The organism is Acinetobacter sp. TY1 (assembly GCF_048551395.1).
GTDB lineage: Bacteria > Pseudomonadota > Gammaproteobacteria > Pseudomonadales > Moraxellaceae > Acinetobacter.
Window position 1 is genome coordinate 1 of the sequence record NZ_JBLYZK010000038.1, and the last position, 19829, is coordinate 19829.

15 protein-coding genes, 1 tRNA gene and 2 pseudogenes are annotated in these 19829 nt (G+C 36.5%); 13 read left to right on the top strand and 5 right to left on the bottom strand.

All coding sequences use genetic code 11. The annotated features are described in order from the left end of the window. Positions 1-94 precede the first annotated feature (94 nt). Positions 95-170 (top strand) — tRNA-Val (locus ACK2M2_RS15030). A 128-nt stretch (positions 171-298) separates the two neighbouring features. After that, positions 299-775, top strand: coding sequence for a DUF2750 domain-containing protein (locus tag ACK2M2_RS15035; RefSeq protein WP_419349680.1), 477 nt, complete (start codon positions 299-301; stop codon positions 773-775). A 20-nt stretch (positions 776-795) separates the two neighbouring features. On the opposite strand, the gene ACK2M2_RS15040 is transcribed toward ACK2M2_RS15035, so the two are convergent. From ACK2M2_RS15040 to yccS, 4 genes are all read right to left on the bottom strand, one after another. Next, positions 796-1578, bottom strand: coding sequence for a YdcF family protein (locus ACK2M2_RS15040; RefSeq protein WP_419349682.1), 783 nt, complete (start codon positions 1576-1578; stop codon positions 796-798). A 200-nt stretch (positions 1579-1778) separates the two neighbouring features. Next, positions 1779-4472 (bottom strand): PepSY domain-containing protein, encoded by a 2694-nt coding sequence (locus tag ACK2M2_RS15045; RefSeq protein ID WP_419349684.1) that lies wholly within the window; start codon positions 4470-4472, stop codon positions 1779-1781. A gap of 246 nt (positions 4473-4718) precedes the next feature. After that, complete coding sequence (locus ACK2M2_RS15050; protein WP_409512801.1) at positions 4719-5279, bottom strand: hypothetical protein; 561 nt, start codon at positions 5277-5279, stop codon at positions 4719-4721. A 149-nt stretch (positions 5280-5428) separates the two neighbouring features. Continuing rightward, entirely contained in the window at positions 5429-7603 is a 2175-nt protein-coding gene (gene yccS / locus ACK2M2_RS15055; RefSeq protein ID WP_419349685.1) for a YccS family putative transporter, read from the bottom strand. Positions 7604-7750: 147 nt separating this feature from the next. Between yccS and ACK2M2_RS15060 the strand changes: the two genes are divergently transcribed. The 6 genes from ACK2M2_RS15060 (at position 7751) to ACK2M2_RS15085 (ending at position 14834) form a co-directional block, all read left to right on the top strand. Then, positions 7751-8959 carry a multidrug effflux MFS transporter gene (locus ACK2M2_RS15060; RefSeq protein WP_419349686.1) on the top strand — a complete coding sequence of 403 codons (1209 nt, stop codon included), beginning with the start codon at positions 7751-7753 and terminating at the stop codon, positions 8957-8959. A 477-nt stretch (positions 8960-9436) separates the two neighbouring features. After that, on the top strand, positions 9437-10684 hold the full coding sequence (locus ACK2M2_RS15065; RefSeq protein WP_419349687.1) for a DcaP family trimeric outer membrane transporter: 1248 nt from the start codon (positions 9437-9439) through the stop codon (positions 10682-10684). 553 nt (positions 10685-11237) lie between these two features. Beyond that, entirely contained in the window at positions 11238-12473 is a 1236-nt protein-coding gene (gene gltS, locus ACK2M2_RS15070) for a sodium/glutamate symporter (protein WP_419349689.1), read from the top strand. 264 nt (positions 12474-12737) lie between these two features. Further along, entirely contained in the window at positions 12738-13718 is a 981-nt protein-coding gene (locus ACK2M2_RS15075; RefSeq protein ID WP_419349690.1) for a patatin-like phospholipase family protein, read from the top strand. 261 nt (positions 13719-13979) lie between these two features. Next, a complete protein-coding gene (locus tag ACK2M2_RS15080) occupies positions 13980-14165 on the top strand; it encodes a hypothetical protein (protein WP_419349692.1) in 186 nt (61 codons plus the stop codon). Between the two features lie 153 nt (positions 14166-14318). Then, a complete protein-coding gene (locus tag ACK2M2_RS15085) occupies positions 14319-14834 on the top strand; it encodes an acyl-CoA thioesterase (RefSeq protein WP_409512808.1) in 516 nt (171 codons plus the stop codon). Positions 14835-14996: 162 nt separating this feature from the next. Here ACK2M2_RS15085 and ACK2M2_RS15090 read toward each other — a convergent pair whose 3' ends face one another. After that, a complete protein-coding gene (locus ACK2M2_RS15090; protein ID WP_409512809.1) occupies positions 14997-15341 on the bottom strand; it encodes a hypothetical protein in 345 nt (114 codons plus the stop codon). A 264-nt stretch (positions 15342-15605) separates the two neighbouring features. Here ACK2M2_RS15090 and ACK2M2_RS15095 point away from each other — a divergent pair, with 264 nt between their 5' ends. The 5 genes and pseudogenes from ACK2M2_RS15095 to ACK2M2_RS15115 all read left to right on the top strand — a co-directional run. Continuing rightward, positions 15606-16187, top strand: a complete 582-nt coding sequence (locus ACK2M2_RS15095; protein WP_409512810.1) for a TetR/AcrR family transcriptional regulator — start codon at positions 15606-15608, stop codon at positions 16185-16187. Further along, a complete protein-coding gene (locus tag ACK2M2_RS15100) occupies positions 16180-17412 on the top strand; it encodes an MFS transporter (protein ID WP_419349695.1) in 1233 nt (410 codons plus the stop codon). The genes ACK2M2_RS15095 and ACK2M2_RS15100 overlap by 8 nt, the downstream gene beginning before the upstream one ends. 11 nt (positions 17413-17423) lie before the next feature. Beyond that, the gene (locus ACK2M2_RS15105) at positions 17424-18317 is read left to right on the top strand and encodes a LysR substrate-binding domain-containing protein (RefSeq protein WP_409512812.1); all 894 of its coding nucleotides are present in this window, start codon (positions 17424-17426) and stop codon (positions 18315-18317) included. A 447-nt stretch (positions 18318-18764) separates the two neighbouring features. Continuing rightward, a pseudogene (locus tag ACK2M2_RS15110) lies at positions 18765-19556 on the top strand (aspartate-alanine antiporter); the annotation flags it as partial. Positions 19557-19626: 70 nt separating this feature from the next. Continuing rightward, positions 19627-19829 (top strand): annotated as a pseudogene (locus ACK2M2_RS15115) (IS6 family transposase); the annotation flags it as partial.

Here is a 19829-nt window from a genome sequence, read left to right on the forward strand (position 1 = left end):
CGGTAGTTCAGTTGGTTAGAATATCGGCCTGTCACGCCGAGGGTCGCGGGTTCGAGTCCCGTCCGCTGCGCCATTTACATAGTAGAACTTTTAAGGGCGCTTAGCTCAGTTGGTAGAGCGTCTGCCTTACAAGCAGAATGTCGGCGGTTCGATCCCGTCAGCGCCCACCATATTTCAATATTCCTACGTTATATTTTAAATTTAAATCATCTAATTCTATATTCTTATCTGTCATTGCTATACCTTATCGTTATTTTTAGATAAACTCACTTTATAATTTTAATTATAAGCCATGGTTATGAGAAATCCTTATCAACGCAAGGCTGCGTTAAATGCCACACAAAAGAATAATAGTGCTACAGATCAATATCGTATTTTTATCGAAAATATTGTTCAACAAGGTAAAGTATACGCACTTTATCAAGATGGTTGGGCACTATGTGCGACCCCATCAGGACAGCAAACGTTAGCTGTTTGGCAATCTAAATCGCTTGCGCAACTATTACAAAAAGGTAATTGGGAAAACTACCAAGTAGAAGAAATTGCATTGATTCAGTTTGTAGAAAAAATGATTCCATTTATTCGTGAAAATAACAAAATTTTATCTATTAACTTAACCCCAGAAGGACAAAATGTTCTGGTTTCAGGGGATAAGTTTCTCATAGACTTGAAAAAATATCTTTATCATGTGCAACTGACCACGCCAAATATATTTAAAAGTGGTTCAGTGCCATTGCCACGTAAAATTCGCCTTCATGAAAAAGTCAGCAGTTAAAATGAAATGAGGCAATTCAATTAGTATTCGTTGAGCAACCAACCGCTTAAATAAGCAAAATACTCTCTGAGCCATGCATTATAACGTATGCTCAGTGGGGTTGGTGCAGAGATCATCAAGACGTTGCTATAACCTTGTTTATGCGCGATTGCTTCTGCACGTAATGTATGAAAATCACTTGTGACAATCGCAATGGGTTGTTGTAGATTCAAGTGATGTTGTTTAAGAATGGCTTGGCTATTTTTTAAATTCAATTCGGTACTCGTACTCTGATCTTCCAATAAAATACGCTGTGTCGAAATTGCATGTTGTTCTTGTAGGTACTTTGCCATTGCTTCAGCTTCGGTGATGGTTTCACCATAATCTAGACCACCACTGACAATAATTGGAATATTCGCTTGTTGTTTTGCAAAGCTCGCTGCACTGTCTAAACGGGCTACCAATGCTGCTGAAGGTTTTCCTTGTGTGATTCCGCTACCAAGTACAATGATTGCTTGTACGGGTTGATGTATTGTAGGTTGCAAATTGGAGCGATGAATATATAAAAAAAATCCTGCAAGACTGATGCACCATATTATAAATCCGATCCAACCTATATGCCAAAAATCTCGTAGTCGTGCGTGTTGATTTAAATAATTTTGAATTTTGTGCCAAGCCAATGCAGTGCCGATAAAAACAATACCTACCAAAAGAGGGATAATGGTTCCTAAATGCATTTTTTTGAATAAAAATAGAATAAAACCATCAAGAAAGAGCGCAAGACCGATAATAAGTAAAAGTAGACGGAATATTTTTGTTTGCATATTCAAAAAAATGGGTATGTATTCTGAGTTGTTTAAGTTTACGTCGTCTTATGTATTTTTTCATGTTTAATTTGGTTGATTTTTATTGTGAAAATAATTGATCAAAACGGATATTAAAAATAATAACAAACGGGCAATTTGCCCGTTTGTTATTTTGTCAGATGTAAATATTTAAATTAATAAAGATTAAAGCATATTAATTAATAGACATCTCTGCGATAACGCCCTTGTTGACGAAGTTCATCGATCAGATCAGCGCCTAAAATATCATTCAGAGCATGATCGACATCCGTCGCCATACCTTGAATACTACCGCAAACATAAATCACTGCGCCATTGCTAATCCATTGTTTTAATTCATCTGCATTTTGACGAAGTTTATGATGGACATAGATTTTTTCCTCTTGATCCCGAGAGAATGCAAGATCAAGACGTTTCAGCATAGCCGTGTTTTGCCAAGCTTGAATGGTGTCTTTAAAGAAGTAATCAACATTATGTTGGCGTTCACCGAAAATGAGCCAATTCTCTGTATAGCCTAAATGCGCACGTGCAGAGAGTAGACTAAGTAAGCCCGCAATACCCGTACCATTACCAATACAAATAATTGGACGATCATCGGTGATGAGGTGGAAGGATTCATTACTGCGAATACGCAAAGCAACCGTATCTTTTACAGATACATGTTGTGTTAACCATCCTGAACCAAGCCCCAATTCACCTTGAGCATCACGTTGCTGACGTACAACTAAAGCTAAACGATGTTGCTCAGGAATACTTGCGATGGAGTATTCTCGGCTTGGTAAGGCTGGTAGTTGAGTAAGCAGTTGTTCGACATTTTGGAAAGGTTGGATGGTAACCGTTAAGTCACGATTCCATAGTGCTTGTGCAAGCGTCATTTGTAATGATGGTACGATAGTATCACCAGAAATACTTTGTGATTTCAGGAAGTGATCAATACGATTTTGGCTATTACCTGGTTGAATTTCAGCAATATCACCAGCTTGCCAAGTCACATCATGATGCGCTTGTAGCTCAATATGATAGGCAGGTTCACCCAAACTATTTGGATTGAGCAATTTACATTTTGTCAGCTTCCATTGATCAAAAACTTTATCAATCGACATCGTTTGTAAATCAAGTTGTGTGCTTGCTGTTAGTGCTGTATTCCAACGTTGAATGTCATCATTATTACTGTTATTAACTTCAATGGTTTCAAATAAAGCTGTAGCACCATTATCTTTTAACCATTTGGCAATGCTATGACCAAATAAGCAATAACTATCTGGATATTCTTTTGAACCAAGTGCCAAAACAGCAAATTTGAGGTGGCTGAGATCAAGTTTTTGACTCAATATTTTTTTTTCAAATACTGATGCAAGATCAGGTGCTTCACCCGTACCATAAGTACTTGCAATGAACAGAATTTGGCTATTTTGCATTAGATCATCAACCGTCAATTGCTGTACAGCTTTTACAATCGTCGGTTGCTTTGCTTCTTGTAAACTTATTGCAGTACGCCAAGCCAATTGTTCAGCAACACCGGTTTGTGTTGCATAAGCAATGAGCCAAGGTGTTGCATTTGGGTCAATATTTTGTGTAAGACCTTGTCCAGTAATACCACCTTTTGCTGCAAGCGTTAATTTTTTTTGCTTACGACGTTTAAGGTAAAGCATCCAACCTGTTACAAAGAATAACGGCATTGCAAGTGCTGCAAGCATAGCAATGAATTGGTAGACTGGGCCAAAAAAACTACCTCGATGCACAGGAAGCATACTGCCCATGATTTTTTCATTAAGCTTTTTATCTTCATATAAATCAAGCTTTTCAATTTGATTGGTTTGATAGTTAAAGGTCGCTTTATTGCGTGCACGTTCATGTTGAGGAGTGGCATCAACAAATGAAATTTCCATTTGTCCATCTGCTTTTTTTGGAATACTTAATGTCGCACTTGAATAATCTCGACCAATTTTAGAATTAAAGCCTGTCCAACTTTGTGTTAGAGCAAGATTAATCTGTTCTGGTTTTAAGCCTTTTTTCTCAGATTTAGATGAATCTATATTTCGTTCAGCATCTTGCCCACGAACTTGTTGTGAATTTGGGGCATCACCTTGAGTGCGTTCAACACGTTGTCCACGATTTTCTTGTGATTGTGGATTGTTATTCTCACCTTGAGCACGTTTTTGCCCTTCACCACCAGCAGTAGCTTGCATTTCAGGTTTAGGCTGTTCAACGCCCATCACCTTAAACATGCCGCTACGCCACCAGTCATACGACCAATATAATCCTGTACATGCCAATAATAGATAGAAAATTACGACCCAAGTACCAACAACGGCATGTAAATCCCAAAGGAAATTACGACCTTTAAGTTTTGGCTTAATGACAAACCATTGTTTAAAAGAATGTTTTTTAGGCCAACGTAAGTACAAACCACTGAGTACAAAGAAAATCAGCATTAATGTAGATGCACCAGTAATTTGTTTACCGACAGGGCCGACAGTTAAATTACGGTGGAGTTGCTGAATAAATTGGAAAAAATCTTTGCCTTTAACTTCGGGAAGTGTTGCCGCAGTATAAGGATTGACCATTAAAGTCGCACCACGACGGGCACCTTCTTTGGCATAGTTAATGGTTGAAGATTCTTCAGCAGCTTTGGCAATAGTGATACTGTTGATCTTCATTTCAGGTTGTGTGCTTTGGAAGTGTTGATACAATTCCGCAGGCGTCATTTTAGCTTTATTTTCAACCTGAACAGTATAACTGTCTGGATTAAGCCATCGGGTAATTTGTTGTTCGTAGGAATAAATAGCACCTGTTACGCCCATGATAGACAGAATAAGTCCCGCAGTGATCCCTAAAAACCAGTGAATCTGGAAAAATGTTTTTTTAAACATGATGAATGTCAGGCTGAGTTTTGTCGTGCAAATTATAGCTTAAGAATTAGTAGAAAAAATGGATTCTCATATAATATTTATTCTCATTATCATTACTGTTCATATTTTTATTGTTCTGTTCTAACTTTAAAGCGAATTGAGTAGGTTGTTGTGGTATTTAGCTGAGATACATAGGTATAAATTTATATAGAATGGGACAATATAAAAAATCCTCCACAAAGGGAGGATTTTTAACATCATAAATGCTTAAAGGGGTTTTGCTTCACCCACACTTTCTTTTAAATGTTTGCGTATCGTTTCAAAAGGAAAATTTTTGCTATTCATACGTTTTGGTAAGATGTATGCACCTTGTTGATCTTTAATTTTGAAATTGACCAACATAAAATCGGGTGCGTTGTACCATTCATAAATATCTTTCCAACCAATCGTTGCAACACCTTGTTGGGCACCCATTTGTTGACGCATCACGATACCATGAGGTTGTACACCAAGCTGAATACCTTTAATTTCCTGCGCAGGAAATTCATTCATTTTACGTTTTACGTACCATTCTAGACCGAATTTTCGAACTAAGAGATAAATAGCAACACAGGCTAATGCAACCCAGAAAATCACAGTTGAATAGTTTTTGATGAACAATAAACCGAGAATGGAAATGGCTGTAACCACAGCCATAATAGCCCATGCTTTCATCCCAATTTTGTTGGTACTGCGCCAAATCATCAGTTGGGCATAACGCTGTTCTTCTTCAGAAACTTCATAAGGAACAGGTTGCAGTGTGTAGGCGTAAACGTTTTTTGCGGTCATAGTGTCAAAAAATAATATGTAAAACTGAGCAGAGTTTAGCATTAAAACAATACAATCAGTGAGTATATTGTACCAATTTACCATTCAATTTAATCGTTTATATGCTTGCGCCATGTACGATTTTGAGTGTGATGAATTAGGTGTGTTTCTTATAATGAAGCCAGTTCCGTTGAATGATTATCTCGGTCATGGCTCAGGCTTTGCTTTAAGGTACTGAGTTGTCGCAAGATACTAAACATTAACGAGAGTTGCTGCAAAATTATTAAGGATTTTTCTGAGTTTTCATCTGATTGATTTAAACGTAAACGAATGCTTTGTAGCATATTGTGCGTGGTCAAATCAGGAACCTCATCATGTAATAGTGCACCTTGAATATCTTCTAAAGCAGTGTCAAGTAATGCCAATATTTCAGGATCTTCTATTTTTTCTCGATGTGCACCCAAAGCCGCAATATAGCTAATAAAAGTATGATTTAGGCATAAAAACTCAAAGGCTTGTGCCTTTTGTACAGGATCAAAATCAGGTTCGGTAGCAAGGGTTGAAATGAGTGATGCGACATCAGCATCGGTATTGTGCGCTGCACGGCGAACTACACGATAATTTAAACTATTTTGCCGACCATGATGATACTGTTGAATCACTTCATTTAAATAGGCACATTGGGCTTCAAGAGAGCGTTGAATGGTGCGAGGCAAGCGACGGAATTTCCAGTCAGGGAAAATAAAGCTGACACCAAACCATGCTAAAGCACAACCTAAAATTGTATCAACCATGCGAGGCCATGCTGCAGTTAGACCAATACCATCTAAATTGAAATTAATGAGTGCCAACACGGTAATAAAGGCGGTTGCTTGTGCATATTGTTTACTACGTAATTCAAAAAATAATACGCCACTGATGACCAGTAGAAGTAGTTGTCCTTCAATGGATGGTACAAAAAATAGAATGGCATAGCCTGCAATAATTCCCCCAAGTGTGCCTAAAATACGTAAACGTAGTCGGCGTTTGGTGGCGTTAAAGTTAGGTTGGCTGACAAACAGAGCCGTAAGTAATACCCAATAGCCATATTGGATATTAGTCAGTTGAACAAAGACATAGCCAATAAATAAAACAATAGAAACACGAATGGCATGCCTAAAGAGAACCGATTCAGGCGTTAGATGTTGTTTGACTCTAGAAATTACATCATCCCAACCTTTGAGGTCATCATCACGTAATTGATTTTCAACATGCTTGTCTTTTTCGACGGTTAAATTACGAATGGTTTCAACATTACGTAGTTGAGCATCAATCGATTTTAAGTTTTGATAGAGTGAAAAGAGAGCATTAATCCACACGGGATCATATTGTTGATCTTGGCGAAGTTTTTCTAAAGATTTACGTAAGTTTTTGAAAGCATGCTCAACACGGTTACTATGACTGTATGTTGTACGATGTAGAATACTCTCTGCGAGGTCGTTACAGGTTTTTCCTTGCAAGGACAAAATACGTTGAAAACGAAACAGAATATCGCTGTGTTCAAATACTTTTGCTAATTTTTGATAATCAATATGTGAGGAATCAGCCCGTTCATGAATATCTTGTGCGACAAAATAATACTGTAGGCTACGGCGGGTATCCCTTTGTCCTCGGTCACCTTTAAGGCGGGTCAACAATGCCGTTCGTAGCTCATTAAAAAGAGCAATGAGCTTGCCATTTTCCATCGAGAGTCCAATCATACTTTGCTGATAACTTTCAGGTGTCATATCGACATCAAATAGATTCGATTTTGAAAATAGGAAATTACCAAGCGCTGAATAACATTGAGCAAGTTTGTCTTGCACCTGACGAACAGGAAACAATAAAAAACTGATGGTTGAGATTAGACCGTACCACATTGCTCCAATAACGAGTAAGAGTGGCTGTGAATACCAGTGTTCAAATAAATGTACACCAAGCATTGAGTAGACTGAAACAACTAAACAACCATAAGAAATAGTGGCATAACGTCTACCGAGTGAACCAAGCAAAATCCAGCCAATACAGGAAACAATCAATCCTAAAGCAAATATGATGGGGTAAGGAAATAAAAGATGGACTGATACGGCGGTAATAAAAAATCCAATATAAGTATAAACTTGATTCAAAATCCGTACAGAAAAGCGATCATCAATGTCACTTAAACCTGCTGCAACTACACCCAAAGTGAGTGGAATAGTCATAATTTGATGATCTAAAAAATAGGGGATAAATGCAGTACCTGCGAAAGCAATAATCATTCGCAAGTTATACATAAATGTCGTGTTATAGGTCGCTTTACGCAGTTTTTCCAGCAAGGGGTTCAAGCGCGAGTCCTTATACAGGTCAGGTGGATTTTAGCCGTATCACTATTCAATTTTAAGCGTGAATATTCACTTTTCTGTAGGTGAAATCATACTATGGAGTGTGTAAACTTGTCTGCTCTGTTCGATATTTATAATTGAAATAAGCATATGTCAGAAAAAAACATTGGGAAGCCCTATTCAATTTTTTGGATCATGCTATTGGCATTATTTACATCATTGGGTCCTTTATCCATTGATATGTATTTGCCAGCCTTACCACAAATGGCTGAAGACTTTCAGGTCAGCACTTTACAAATTGCCAATACCTTGCCTGCATATTTTATGGGCTTGGCGATTGGTCAGCTGATTTATGGTCCAATTAGTGATCGAATTGGGCGTAAAAAACCTCTGTATTTTGGAATGGCATTGTATGCAGTAGCAAGTCTATTGTGCATATTGGCACCTGATCATTGGTCGCTGATTGCAGCAAGAATATTACAAGCACTCGGTGGATGCGTCGGTGTCGTGATGGCACGTGCTGCCATTCGAGATTGTTTGGATGTACAAAGTTCTGCACAAGCTTTTGCTCAAATGATGATCGTGATGGGAGTTGCACCTGTTATGGCACCTGTGATTGGTGCAGTGATGTTGCAGTATTTTGAATGGCAGGGCATTTTTATCTTACTTTCAATCATAGGATTGATTTGTTTGCTGTGTGTGCATTTCTTTTTTGATGAAACGCTGAAAGTTGAAAATCGCCTAAAATTAAACTTCAAACAAGTGTTGATTCTGTATAGCAGTATTTTACAAGATAAGAGCTTTCGTTTACCTATGTTGGCAGGTTGCTTAAGTGGGGCATCTTTATTTTGTTATATCAGTTCTGCGTCTGCTGTTTTCATGGATGGTTATGGTTTAACGCAAAAACAGTTCGCTTTCGCCTTTGCTCTAAATGCAATGGGGATTATTTTAATTTCTGCATGTAATAAGCAATTAGCTCGACGCTTTAGCGTGTTTCAGCGTTTAAAAATCGGCGGGTGGATTCAAGTGAGTGGTGCAATTATTTTACTTATAGCGGGTTTCTTATCCTTAGCACCCATGGCTTTGGTTATGCTTGGTATGTTTCTTGCTGTTTCTGGTATTGGTTTTACAGGACCCAATGCAATGGCGATTGCGATGGCACAACAAGGTGCTCGTGCAGGTACTGCAAGTGCAATCATGGGCAGTGCTCAATTTGCTTGTGGTTTGATCGGTGGGATCATTTTAAACTTTCTATTTTGGGACGTCATATTGAATATGGCTGTGTTGATGGTGTTGTTCACATTGTCAGGGTTGATAGCTATCTTTGCTGTCGAAAAGCAATTAAATTTGACCGTTTGAGTGCTTATTTGAAATAAATAAGGCTTGGCTCTAAGCAAGAGTTAAGTCTTATTAGAGAATACTCAGTACGGTTTGCCTAAAAATGTGATTTTTCCATATATACAATGGTCGCATATATTGAAAAAATAAAATTTAGAAAATTTGCTAAGCGCCCGACTATATAAGGATTATAGAAAAGTTAATCTAAAAAAAGAATTGAAAATAACTTTTCATTCGGTAAAACTGATTTTAATTAAGCAGTTTAGTTAAGCTAGATTACAACTGTGTAGGGTTTATACACAAAATGTTACTTTTATGTTTTAACTTAATATCAATGCTTACATAATTCAGCAACACACATTGGTGTTTTGTTTTTATTTATGCAGTCACTCTTATGTACTGCCTGATCAAAACAAAAAAAATGATTTTTAGTCATATACAGGTTTTAAAAATCATATCGCACGGATGTTTATATTTTATAAAGACGAGGAATGTTTCATGGGTCAAATTATTAGCCGTAAATCTTTTTTTCAACAGGGTTTAGCTGTCGCTGTAACTGCGTTGATGATGACATCTGCGAATGCTGCATCAGATGCAGAAGTGAAGCAACTTCGTGAAGAGGTACAGGCGCTTAAAGCATTGGTTCAACAACAGCAACAAATCCAACAGCAGCAACAAGTTATTTTAGCTGACGTAAAGGTACAGCCTGCGGTTATTGCGCCATTGGCTGGATTGAAATCTAAAAATGGTGCAAATGTTAATTTGTATGGTTTTGTCCGTGGTGATGCAAACTATATTATTGAAGGTGCGGATGATGACTTCAACGCTGTAAGTAAAAGTAAAGGTGAAGCTCAAGATAAACTTCGTGCGACTGCAAAGACAACACGTTTAGGTTTAGATTTTGATACCCCAGTCGGCGATGCAAAAGTCGGTGGTAAGGTTGAGGTTGACTTTGCGGGGACCAACGAAGCATTACGTATTCGCCATGCATATTTAACGTATAACAATTGGTTATTTGGTCAAACAACTTCAAATTTCTTAGCGGGTCATGCACCAGAGATGATTGACTTCGCAACAAATCTTGGAGGGGGTACAACACGTATTCCACAGGTTCGTTATTCATATAATTTAGCACCAGCCACTAAAATTTTTGTTGCAGCGGAAGAGGGTAATAGCTCAGGTACAGCAATTAAATATAGCTTACCAGTGTTAACGGCAAAAGTTGTACAAGGTTATGCCGAAGGTCGTGGTAGTGCATCTGGTCGTGTAATGATTGAAAACTATAAATCAGATTCTGCAGATGACAACCAAACAGGTTGGGGCGTTGCAGCAGGTACTGATTTTAAAGTTACAGATGATTTAAAATTATTTGCTGACGCTTCTTATGCAGTAGGTAATAGTAACTATTTATATGGTAGTAACTCAGCATTTTCTGTTGTAAACGGTGATATTGAACAAAACGAATTTACTGCAGTTCAGGTCGGTGCAACATATAAAATTTTACCGAACCTACGTTCAACTTTAGCATATGGAGCATTATTTGCTGATGATAGTACTGATTATGCAAAAGCTGTATCAAATGCTGATGCAAATGAAAAAGTACAACAAGCATGGTTAAATATGATTTATTCACCAGCTAAACCGATTGATTTAGGCGTGGAATATATCAATGGTAAGCGTGATACTTTTGCAGGTAAATCATATAAAGATAATCGTGTTGGTTTGATGGCGAAGTATAACTTCTAATTGATGATTCAATCTTTAAAAACCAGAATGTAATGTTCTGGTTTTTTTACGCAAAATATTTTTTAGAAAAATGAATGTATAATTAGCATCAAGTATCTTGATCATGGAAATTGTAAAATAATAAGCATGTTAGCGTAAAAAAAGGCATAATGAGGGAATCTTTAAGCCTTTTTTAATTGAGTTTTAATTAAGGCATTTGCAAATATACAAAACTGATCCGTTTTATATATGGTGTGGTGGCAATGCAGGGTTAAATTCAATGCAGAGGCTCCATTTTTATTGAATTGTTTGAATAATCTTTAGCGACTCAATGAAAATTTACTCTTAGATTATATGAGAAATCTCTCCATGAACGCCCCTCGTATTTTCTCTATTCACATCCTCTTTGCACTATATGGTAGCTGATTATTCAGCGGAAAAATCCTTTTTCGAACTACTTTTTGTTGTACGGTTTTGTACTTAAGCTGAAATATTAGCTCAATAGGTATGGGAATTTATATTCCTTTTTTAATGAACTGTAGAACAAAAAGTATTCCATCATAGGGAAGTAATCATGGAATTTACTTTTAACGCATTTTATACGCTTATTGCAGCAGTGATTGTGTTATTGCTTGGGCGTTTTTTAGTCAATAACATTGATTTTCTACGTAAATATAACATTCCTGAACCTGTTGCAGGTGGTCTTGTTGCAGCTGTTGTTTCATTACTTGTACATAACTTATTTGGTTATAGTGTTACTACAAGCAGTGAATTACAAACCAGTTTCATGTTGGTTTTCTTTGCATCAATTGGTTTAAGTGCGAACTTTGCTAAATTGAAAGAAGGTGGCGTGGGCTTGGTAATTTTCCTTGTCTGTGTTGCATCTTTTATTGTGGTGCAAAACTTTGTTGGTATCAGTCTTGCGACACTAATGGGGCTTGATCCCTTGATTGGTCTAATTGCAGGTTCAATTACCCTCACAGGTGGTCATGGTACGGCAGGTGCTTGGGGCACGATTCTTGAAACTGAGCATGGCATTCAAGGTGCGCTTGCACTCGGCATGGCATCTGCAACATTTGGTTTGATTATTGGTGGTATTATTGGTGGTCCATTGGCAAAATTGCTGATCAACCGTTACCAACTATCTGATCCTAAAACGTATCAAGATAATAATGCTCAGAATCAACATGAAAGCAGTGAACTAGGCGAATATGTACCTTTTGAATATCCGCATCAAGTTCGTTTAATTACTGCCGATAATGCCATTACAACTCTTGGTTTATTTGCTGCCTGTCTTGCATTTGCAGACTTTATGACGGGTTATAGCAAAGGTCAGTGGTATGAGTTACCAACATTTGTTTGGGCGCTTGGTGGCGGTGTAATTCTACGTAATATTCTTGAAAGTGTATTACGTGTGAAAATGTTTGATCGCGCGATTGATGTTTTCGGAAATGCAGCATTGTCATTATATTTAGCAATGGCGTTGTTGTCGTTGAAATTGTGGCAACTTGCCGATCTTGCAGGCCCGTTGGTGGTGATTTTGACTGCACAAACCTTAACAATGGCATTATATGCAGCCTTTGTAACCTTCCGTGTGATGGGCAAAAATTACGATGCAGCAGTATTGGCGGCAGGTCATTGTGGTTTTGGTATGGGGGCGACACCAACAGCAGTTGCAAACATGCAAGCCATTACAAATATGTATGGACCCTCACATAAAGCATTTTTGATTGTTCCGCTTTGTGGTGCATTTTTTGTCGATTTGATTAATGCCACTGTGATTCAGATGATTTTGAAATTTATGGCTTAATTAGATTTTCAAACTTTTGTTTGAAATACTCAAGTCTATAAAATATCAGTTTGAAAAGTGTGTATAAAAAAGCCCTATGACTTATAGGGCTTTTTTATGTAAGTTTATTTGTGAACGAACTGAATGTATAAAAAAACAGGTGATTCAAAAGGATAAATTTTTAGCAAATTACCATCATTTTAAGTATTTAATATGACCATTTAAATAAAAGTAACAACAGCGATAAACAAATTATGTTTAGATATAGATTAATCAAAAGTGTAAGTGGAACAAATGCAATTACCTAAAATACTGATATTGATTGTTGGCTTATTAGGGGCAGTACATTCGTATGCGGCTGTTCAAAACACTTTAAATATTACGCCTATTGAGTCAATAAGTACGCAAGAGGCAACATCTAAATTAGATCAGCGTTTTAAGCATGCTCAACAGAGAGAGAAGCCAGTTGTTGCATTGGTACTTGGCAGTGGTGGCGCACGAGGGTATGCGCATATTGGTGTCATTCAGGTCTTAGAAAAAAAGGGTATTCATCCTGATTTTATTGTAGGTACAAGTGCAGGTAGTATAGTCGGTTCATTATATGCGAGTGGAATGTCTGCGAGTAAACTTCGCAATGTTGCTTTAGATATGAAAGTTGCCGATGTCCGTGAATTTAAAATTGGCTTAAAAGGCTTTTTTGATGGTGAAAAAGTTGAAGATTATGTCAATGAACAAGTTAAGCATCAATCCTTAGAAAAATTAAAAATCCCAATGTATGTAGTTGCTACAGAGCTTAAAACGGGTAAAAAAACGATTTTTAATCATGGTAATACAGGGCAAGCTGTTCGTGCATCTGTATCCATTCCAAGTATGTTTGTACCCACGGTCATTGGTGGTGAGGAGTATGTGGATGGAGGTTTAGTCAGCCCCGTTCCTGTCAATATCGCCCGAGATTTGGGAGCAGATATTATTATTGCAGTGAATATTTTAGCCCAGCCTGCATATACTGAAACCAGTAATATTTGGGGGTTATTTAATCAAAATATTAATATTATGCAAAATCGTTTAGCTGAAGAAGAAATGAAAAATGCTGATATTGTGATTCAGCCTGATTTACGTGAAAAAGCACATATTTTTGATGTAAAGGGACGCCAAGACACCATTCAGGCGGGTATAGATGCCACCCAGCAAAGATTGCCTGTGATTGAGGCAGTTATGATGCAAAAAAAAAACCAACTCAGTGGTCAACGTGTCAATGTTGATTAATAATAAACTTTTATGAATCATTAGTTTTGCTGTTGATGTATTTTGATACATGTCCAATTTTTTAAGTCTAAGATTTATATATTTTGTAGTGTCTTGATTTTTATATTTTAAAAATGAAAGAAGATTTTTAAATTTCAAAATAGTTCTTCAAAATTATATTTTTGATTTTAACTTTCGTTAAAATAAGATTGAAAAAAAATTGTAGATACACGATGTATATCACATCTGTATGAAAATATTAGGTTTAAGTGAAGGCATATCATGACTACTTTTGAAATTGGTCATAAAGTAAAACTTGCAACTCATCCAGAACTTATTTTTGATGTCGTCAGGATTAATCAAGATCAATCTTATGAATTACAAATACGTTTGTCAGAAACCAAGATTTTAAGTTATGGCAATATTTCTGCTGAAATGTTAAAAAAAATTGATGCGAGTGAAAATTAATCAATATAATCAGACCACTATGTAAAATAAAAAATGACAAAGTGGTCTGCTATCATTTTGAATAATGATGAATTATGCAATAAATCATGTTTTTTATATCAAAAGCTATATAATAAGTCGGTAAATCTCCTGTTTTAAACCGAGCCGAGAACGATGCCTCAATTAGATCACGTGACGCCTGCGACTGAAGATCAGTCTGAATTAAGCATGTCTGTATTAATGACGCCTGATATGGCCAACTTTTCTGGAAATGTGCATGGGGGAACGATTCTAAAGCTACTCGATCAGGTGGCTTACGCATGTGCAAGCCGTTATTCAGGCTGTTATGTGGTGACTTTATCGGTTGATAAAGTGAATTTCAAAGAGCCGATTCATGTTGGAGAGTTAGTAACTTTTCTTGCAAGTGTGAACCATGTTGGTCGTACTTCTATGGAAATTGGAATTCGTGTTGAAGCACAAAATATTCGTAAACGAACAATTCGCCATACTAACAGTTGCTATTTTACTATGGTTGCTGTGGATGAAAATGGTAAGCCACAACAAGTACCATCTTTAGAATTAGATAATGATTGGAAACGTTGTCGTTTTGAAGCTGCGGAACACCGTAAAGTGGCACGTTTACAAGAAAATCATCATCCATCATGCAGTATTTATAAAAAATCAGTCTAAAGCTAGGGCACTGATCTCTAAGCAAATAAAACGGCTAAATACAGATGAGTCAAGATGATAAAAAGAGATGTTTAGGCATCTCTTTTTTTGTGGTTGATTTTTAAGCAAATTAAAAAGAGTTGAAAAATGAATTACTCAATTTGTATGTTGATTGAAAGCATATTAATGAGTTTTACTCAGCTCATAACCATTCACAGTCGTATGCCAATTGCCCTGTTCATCTTGAATAGGTGGTTGACTAACTTTAAATTTAGTTGATAGTGGCCACAAACCAACATTGAAATGATCATCTTTAAACTCTTGGATTGAAGCAGAAATAGATGTACTTTTTCCTGGTTGTCTATTGCTGTATTCAACATGTCCTTCAGGTGTAATGATTAAGCTCACCTGACGATCATCATTTTTCCAATCACCAATAAAATTTGCTTTATCAATAGGGAGTGGCTTACTACAAGCGATTATAAATAGTGTGAGTGAAATTACGCTTAATATTTTATTTTTATTCATATTTTTCCTTATTTTATAAGTGTGATTTAAAAAATTATTGTTATTAAATAGAGTTCTTGTAAAAATCAAAAAATTATCATTATTTGTATTTAATACAATATAAGTCACATTTTTTAAATTATTCCCTTCAATATATCTTGTTTTGATATTCCTAGTGTTAAAACTCTGTGTTGAAAATGTAGTGTAGAAATATAGCGCTTTCATTAATTTTGCTATATATTGAAACGATACGTATCGTTTCGTTTTTGCATGGATGATTCAACAATGTCAGATTTTGAAAAAACCTCACGCCATCAAGAGCGCATTTTAAATGCAGTCAAGGAAGCACTGGAAGTACACGATTATCGTAAGTTAACTATTGAAGATATTGCATTACGTGCAGGGGTTGGAAAGTCGACAATTTATCGTTGGTGGAAACATAAATCAGATCTTGTATTCGAAACGTTTAAGGCGCATACGGCTTCTGTATTTGAAATGGATTTTGAACAAAGCTTAAAATTTAACTTGGTTCAACAACTGTTAAAATTATGCAAGGCGTTAGATCATTCTGTTGGGCGCGCCTTGTTGGTGGTAATGGCAGAGCATCGTGAAGCGGCTGGTGCATTTTTTAAACAATATTTATTGCCTCGCCGTGAGGAAACGCGAAAGCTCATTCAGCTTGCTATTGAGCGAGGTGAAATTAAAGCCGATTATCCCTTTGAATTGATGCTCGATACATTGTATGCACCCATTCATTATCAAATTATTTTTTTTAATCAAGTACCTAATGCTGAATATGTCGATCAACTCGTTAACTTAGTCCTAGAACCTGCACAATTACAGCAGTCAGGTGCATTGGATGTCTAATATAGCATCACCCTTTGACGCGACTGTTTCAGATCGTTTATGGCATCGTTCATTCATATTTTGTGTGTTGAATAATTTATTCTTATTTACCTATTATTTTGCTTTTTTGACCATTCTGCCTGTTTATATTATGAAATCTTTGGGCGGTTCGGTGAAAGAGGCAGGTTTAGCACTGACCTTATTTTTAATTTCATCCATTGCGATTCGTCCATTTTCTGGTCTAATTATTCAGAAACTAGGCAGTAAACTTTCTTTTCGTGGTTCTGAATTACTTTTTGTCTTGTTTGCTTTTACGTATTTATTCGCAGATCAACTTTGGATTTTGCTTTTAGTGCGTTTTATCCATGGCATTTGGTTCAGTATTTTAACCACGGTTGCCGTTCCTGTTGCCAATGAATTTATTCCAGAGCATCGAAAGGGTGAGGGTATGGGCTACTATGTGATGTCGACGAATTTAGCGGTAGTTTTTGGACCATTCCTTGCGCTGATGATATTACAATATTCAGACTTTATGACACTATTTAAAGTACTCACCGCAATTATTTGTATTGGTTTTATTTTTTGTTTAATGATTCCAATACAGAATATTGAAACTGTATCTGCAAAAAAGCAACTCGAAAAAGAAGAACCATCTACACAAAAAAATAAATTTTCATTGCATGACATTTTAGAATTAAAGGCTGTACCGATTGGCTTAGTGGCATTACTCACAGCATTTTCTTATTCAAGTATTATGAGTTTTATGACGGCTTATGCTGAATCAAAACAGTTATTTGCTTATGTCAGTCTGTTTTTTATTATCTTTGCAATTTCCATGATTATTGTTCGTCCCTGGATTGGAAAATGGTTTGATCGTAAGGGGGCAAATTCGGTCATTTATCCATCTTTTGTTTTTTTTGCGATCGGTTTAGTTGTCGTTAGTTTTATGTCTAATCAGTGGATTTTGTGGCTTTCAGCAGTGTTTATTGGCATTGGCTACGGTTCACTCTTTCCATGTTTTCAAACCATTGCGATTCAGTCCGTACCAAAAGAGCGTATGGGGCATGCAATTGCGACATTTTTTACATTATTTGATTTTGGTATGGCAATGGGGTCGGTCATTATTGGGATATTGATCGCTCAATTTGGCTATTCACCGACTTATTTACTTTGTGCGCTAATCACTGTGCTGACTTTGTTTTTTTACCAAGCCAAAGTTGCACCACAATTGGCTTTAAGGCAGTAGAGGATTGAACGATGGAACTCCGTCATTTAAGATATTTTGTAGCAGTTGCACAAGAGTTAAATTTTACTCGAGCAGCACAGCGTATGTGTACTGTACAACCTTCACTAAGTCAGCAGATTAAAGATTTAGAGGCAGAAGTGGGTGTACAGTTATTGACAAGAACCAATCGTAAAGTGGAATTAACCCCAGAAGGTGAAGCCTTTTTAAAAGAGGCTTTACTATGTTTAGAGCATGCTGAAAAAGCGGTGAATGATGCACGTCAAATTGCCAATATTCAAAAAGATCAGTTGCATATCGGTTTTGTACCTGTAGCAGAAATGAAGGTATTTCCATACATCATGCCCAATATTCGGGCGCATTTTCCGAGTCTAAAAATTCATTTTCATAGTTTGACAGATGCTGAACAATTCAGAGCTTTGAAAAAAGGAACAATTGATATTGCTTTTACACGTTATCCAGAGGCTTCGGAAGAACTTACGCATATACAGGTTTTTCAGGAACCTTTGGCATTGATTATTCCGAAAAATTCCCCTATGGCAGATCAACGTCACATCAGTATTAAAAGTTTTAATCAGCAAGATTTTGTCATCAGTGATGAAGATGCTTCACCTCAACTTCATAAAATTATTCAAGATTTTTTCAAAACGTCAAAGTTGAATGTCAATGTGGTTCAGAAGTCGACCAATATTCTGTTGAATGTTAATTTGGTGGGGATGGGTGTGGGTTGGAGTCTTGTACCTGCTTATGTGCTTCCACTTTTAGGCGACAAAATAATTGTTAAAAATACCATTGAACCTCTGCCAATGATTGGCTTGTATGCCAATTATCGTAAAGGACAAAGTAATCAGGCTTTACAGTTAATTTTACAGGTTTTAAAAGAAAAGTTTTATATGGATATGTTCTAAATTTTTACAGCAAAGAAGCTTCTTAGACGAGGATGCTAAGGAGCTTATATAATAAAAAAATGATCATAAAACTAAAATAATTTTTCAATAAAATACTTATTCCTAGCAATTTTTATCTAATTTACATTGTTGAAAAAATGTTGCTGAAAAATTGTACTTCTCCCTTTATTTATGTGGAAAATGATAATTGATTCTCATTTGTGCTTAGGAGGTAAGGGGTGAATAGTAACTTTTTTACGATATTTATGTACAAAAAGCGTACATGAAATATTTGACCTTTTTGACCGGTAGATTGATATTTAAGGTCAATTATGAGGAGTATCAATATTTACTTTATTTTACCAATCATAATAAATTAATAGAAAATGCTTATAAATATCAAAACTTAAAATATATTGTTTAAGTTTCTCCGTAGTTTTAAATGTTCACACAGAGAGGGTGAAAGTTATGGAGTGGATACAGGGTCAACTCAGTCATTATCCTGAAATTTTACTATTTCTCGCACTAGGTATTGGATTTTATATTGGAAAATTCCAAATCGGAAAGTTTCAATTAGGCGGTGTAGCTGGTTCATTACTTGTAGCAGTTGCGTTAAGTATGTTTGGAGTTTCGGTTGATAATGGCGTCAAATCTATACTTTTTGCATTATTTATTTATGCGGTTGGTTTCGAAAGTGGACCGCAATTTTTTAAATCTCTTGGCCCCAAGTCCATAAAGGAAATATTACTTGCTGCATTTATGGCAATTGTTGGTCTAGCCACTGTCGTAATTATGGCTAAAATTTTTGATTTAGATAAAGGCTTAGCTGCTGGTATGGCCGCTGGTGGAATGACTCAGTCTGCGATTATTGGAACGGCGAGTGATGCAATTGCGCGACTAGATTTACCTATGGCCGAAATTCAGAAGTTACAGGCAAATGTCGCAATTGGTTATGCCGTCACTTATATTTTTGGTTCTTTAGGCGCAATTATTATTTGTGTCAATATTTTACCAAAATTTATGGGACGAGAAATTCACGATGATGCAGTAGCGGCACAAAAAGAAAGACTAAAAGGTGCATTCCTTTTAAATTCGGGTCAAGCCTTAGCAATGCCTGAAATTGTAGGTCGTATCTATCGCGTAGAAAACGCTGTTGGTAAAAGTGTTTCTGAAATAGAAAGCTATGTCGATAATGTAACGATTGAACGCATAAAACGTAACGATCAATTGATTGATATTAATCAAGATTTACGACTTGAGGCTCAAGGGCACTGTTGCAAATAGGCTGACATGATAAGCTAAATATCTTATTTATTTCGAGATACAGCAGATGAATCCCTTCCACGGTCGGCACTTTCAAGGTGAAATCATTCTTTGGGCTGTTCGTTGGTATTGTAAATATGGCATCAGCTATCGTGAACTTCAAGAAATGCTCGCTGAACGAGGCATAAATGTGGATCACAGTACAATTTATCGTTGGGTTCAGCGTTATGCTCCAGAAATGGAAAAACGGTTACGCTGGTATTGGCGTAA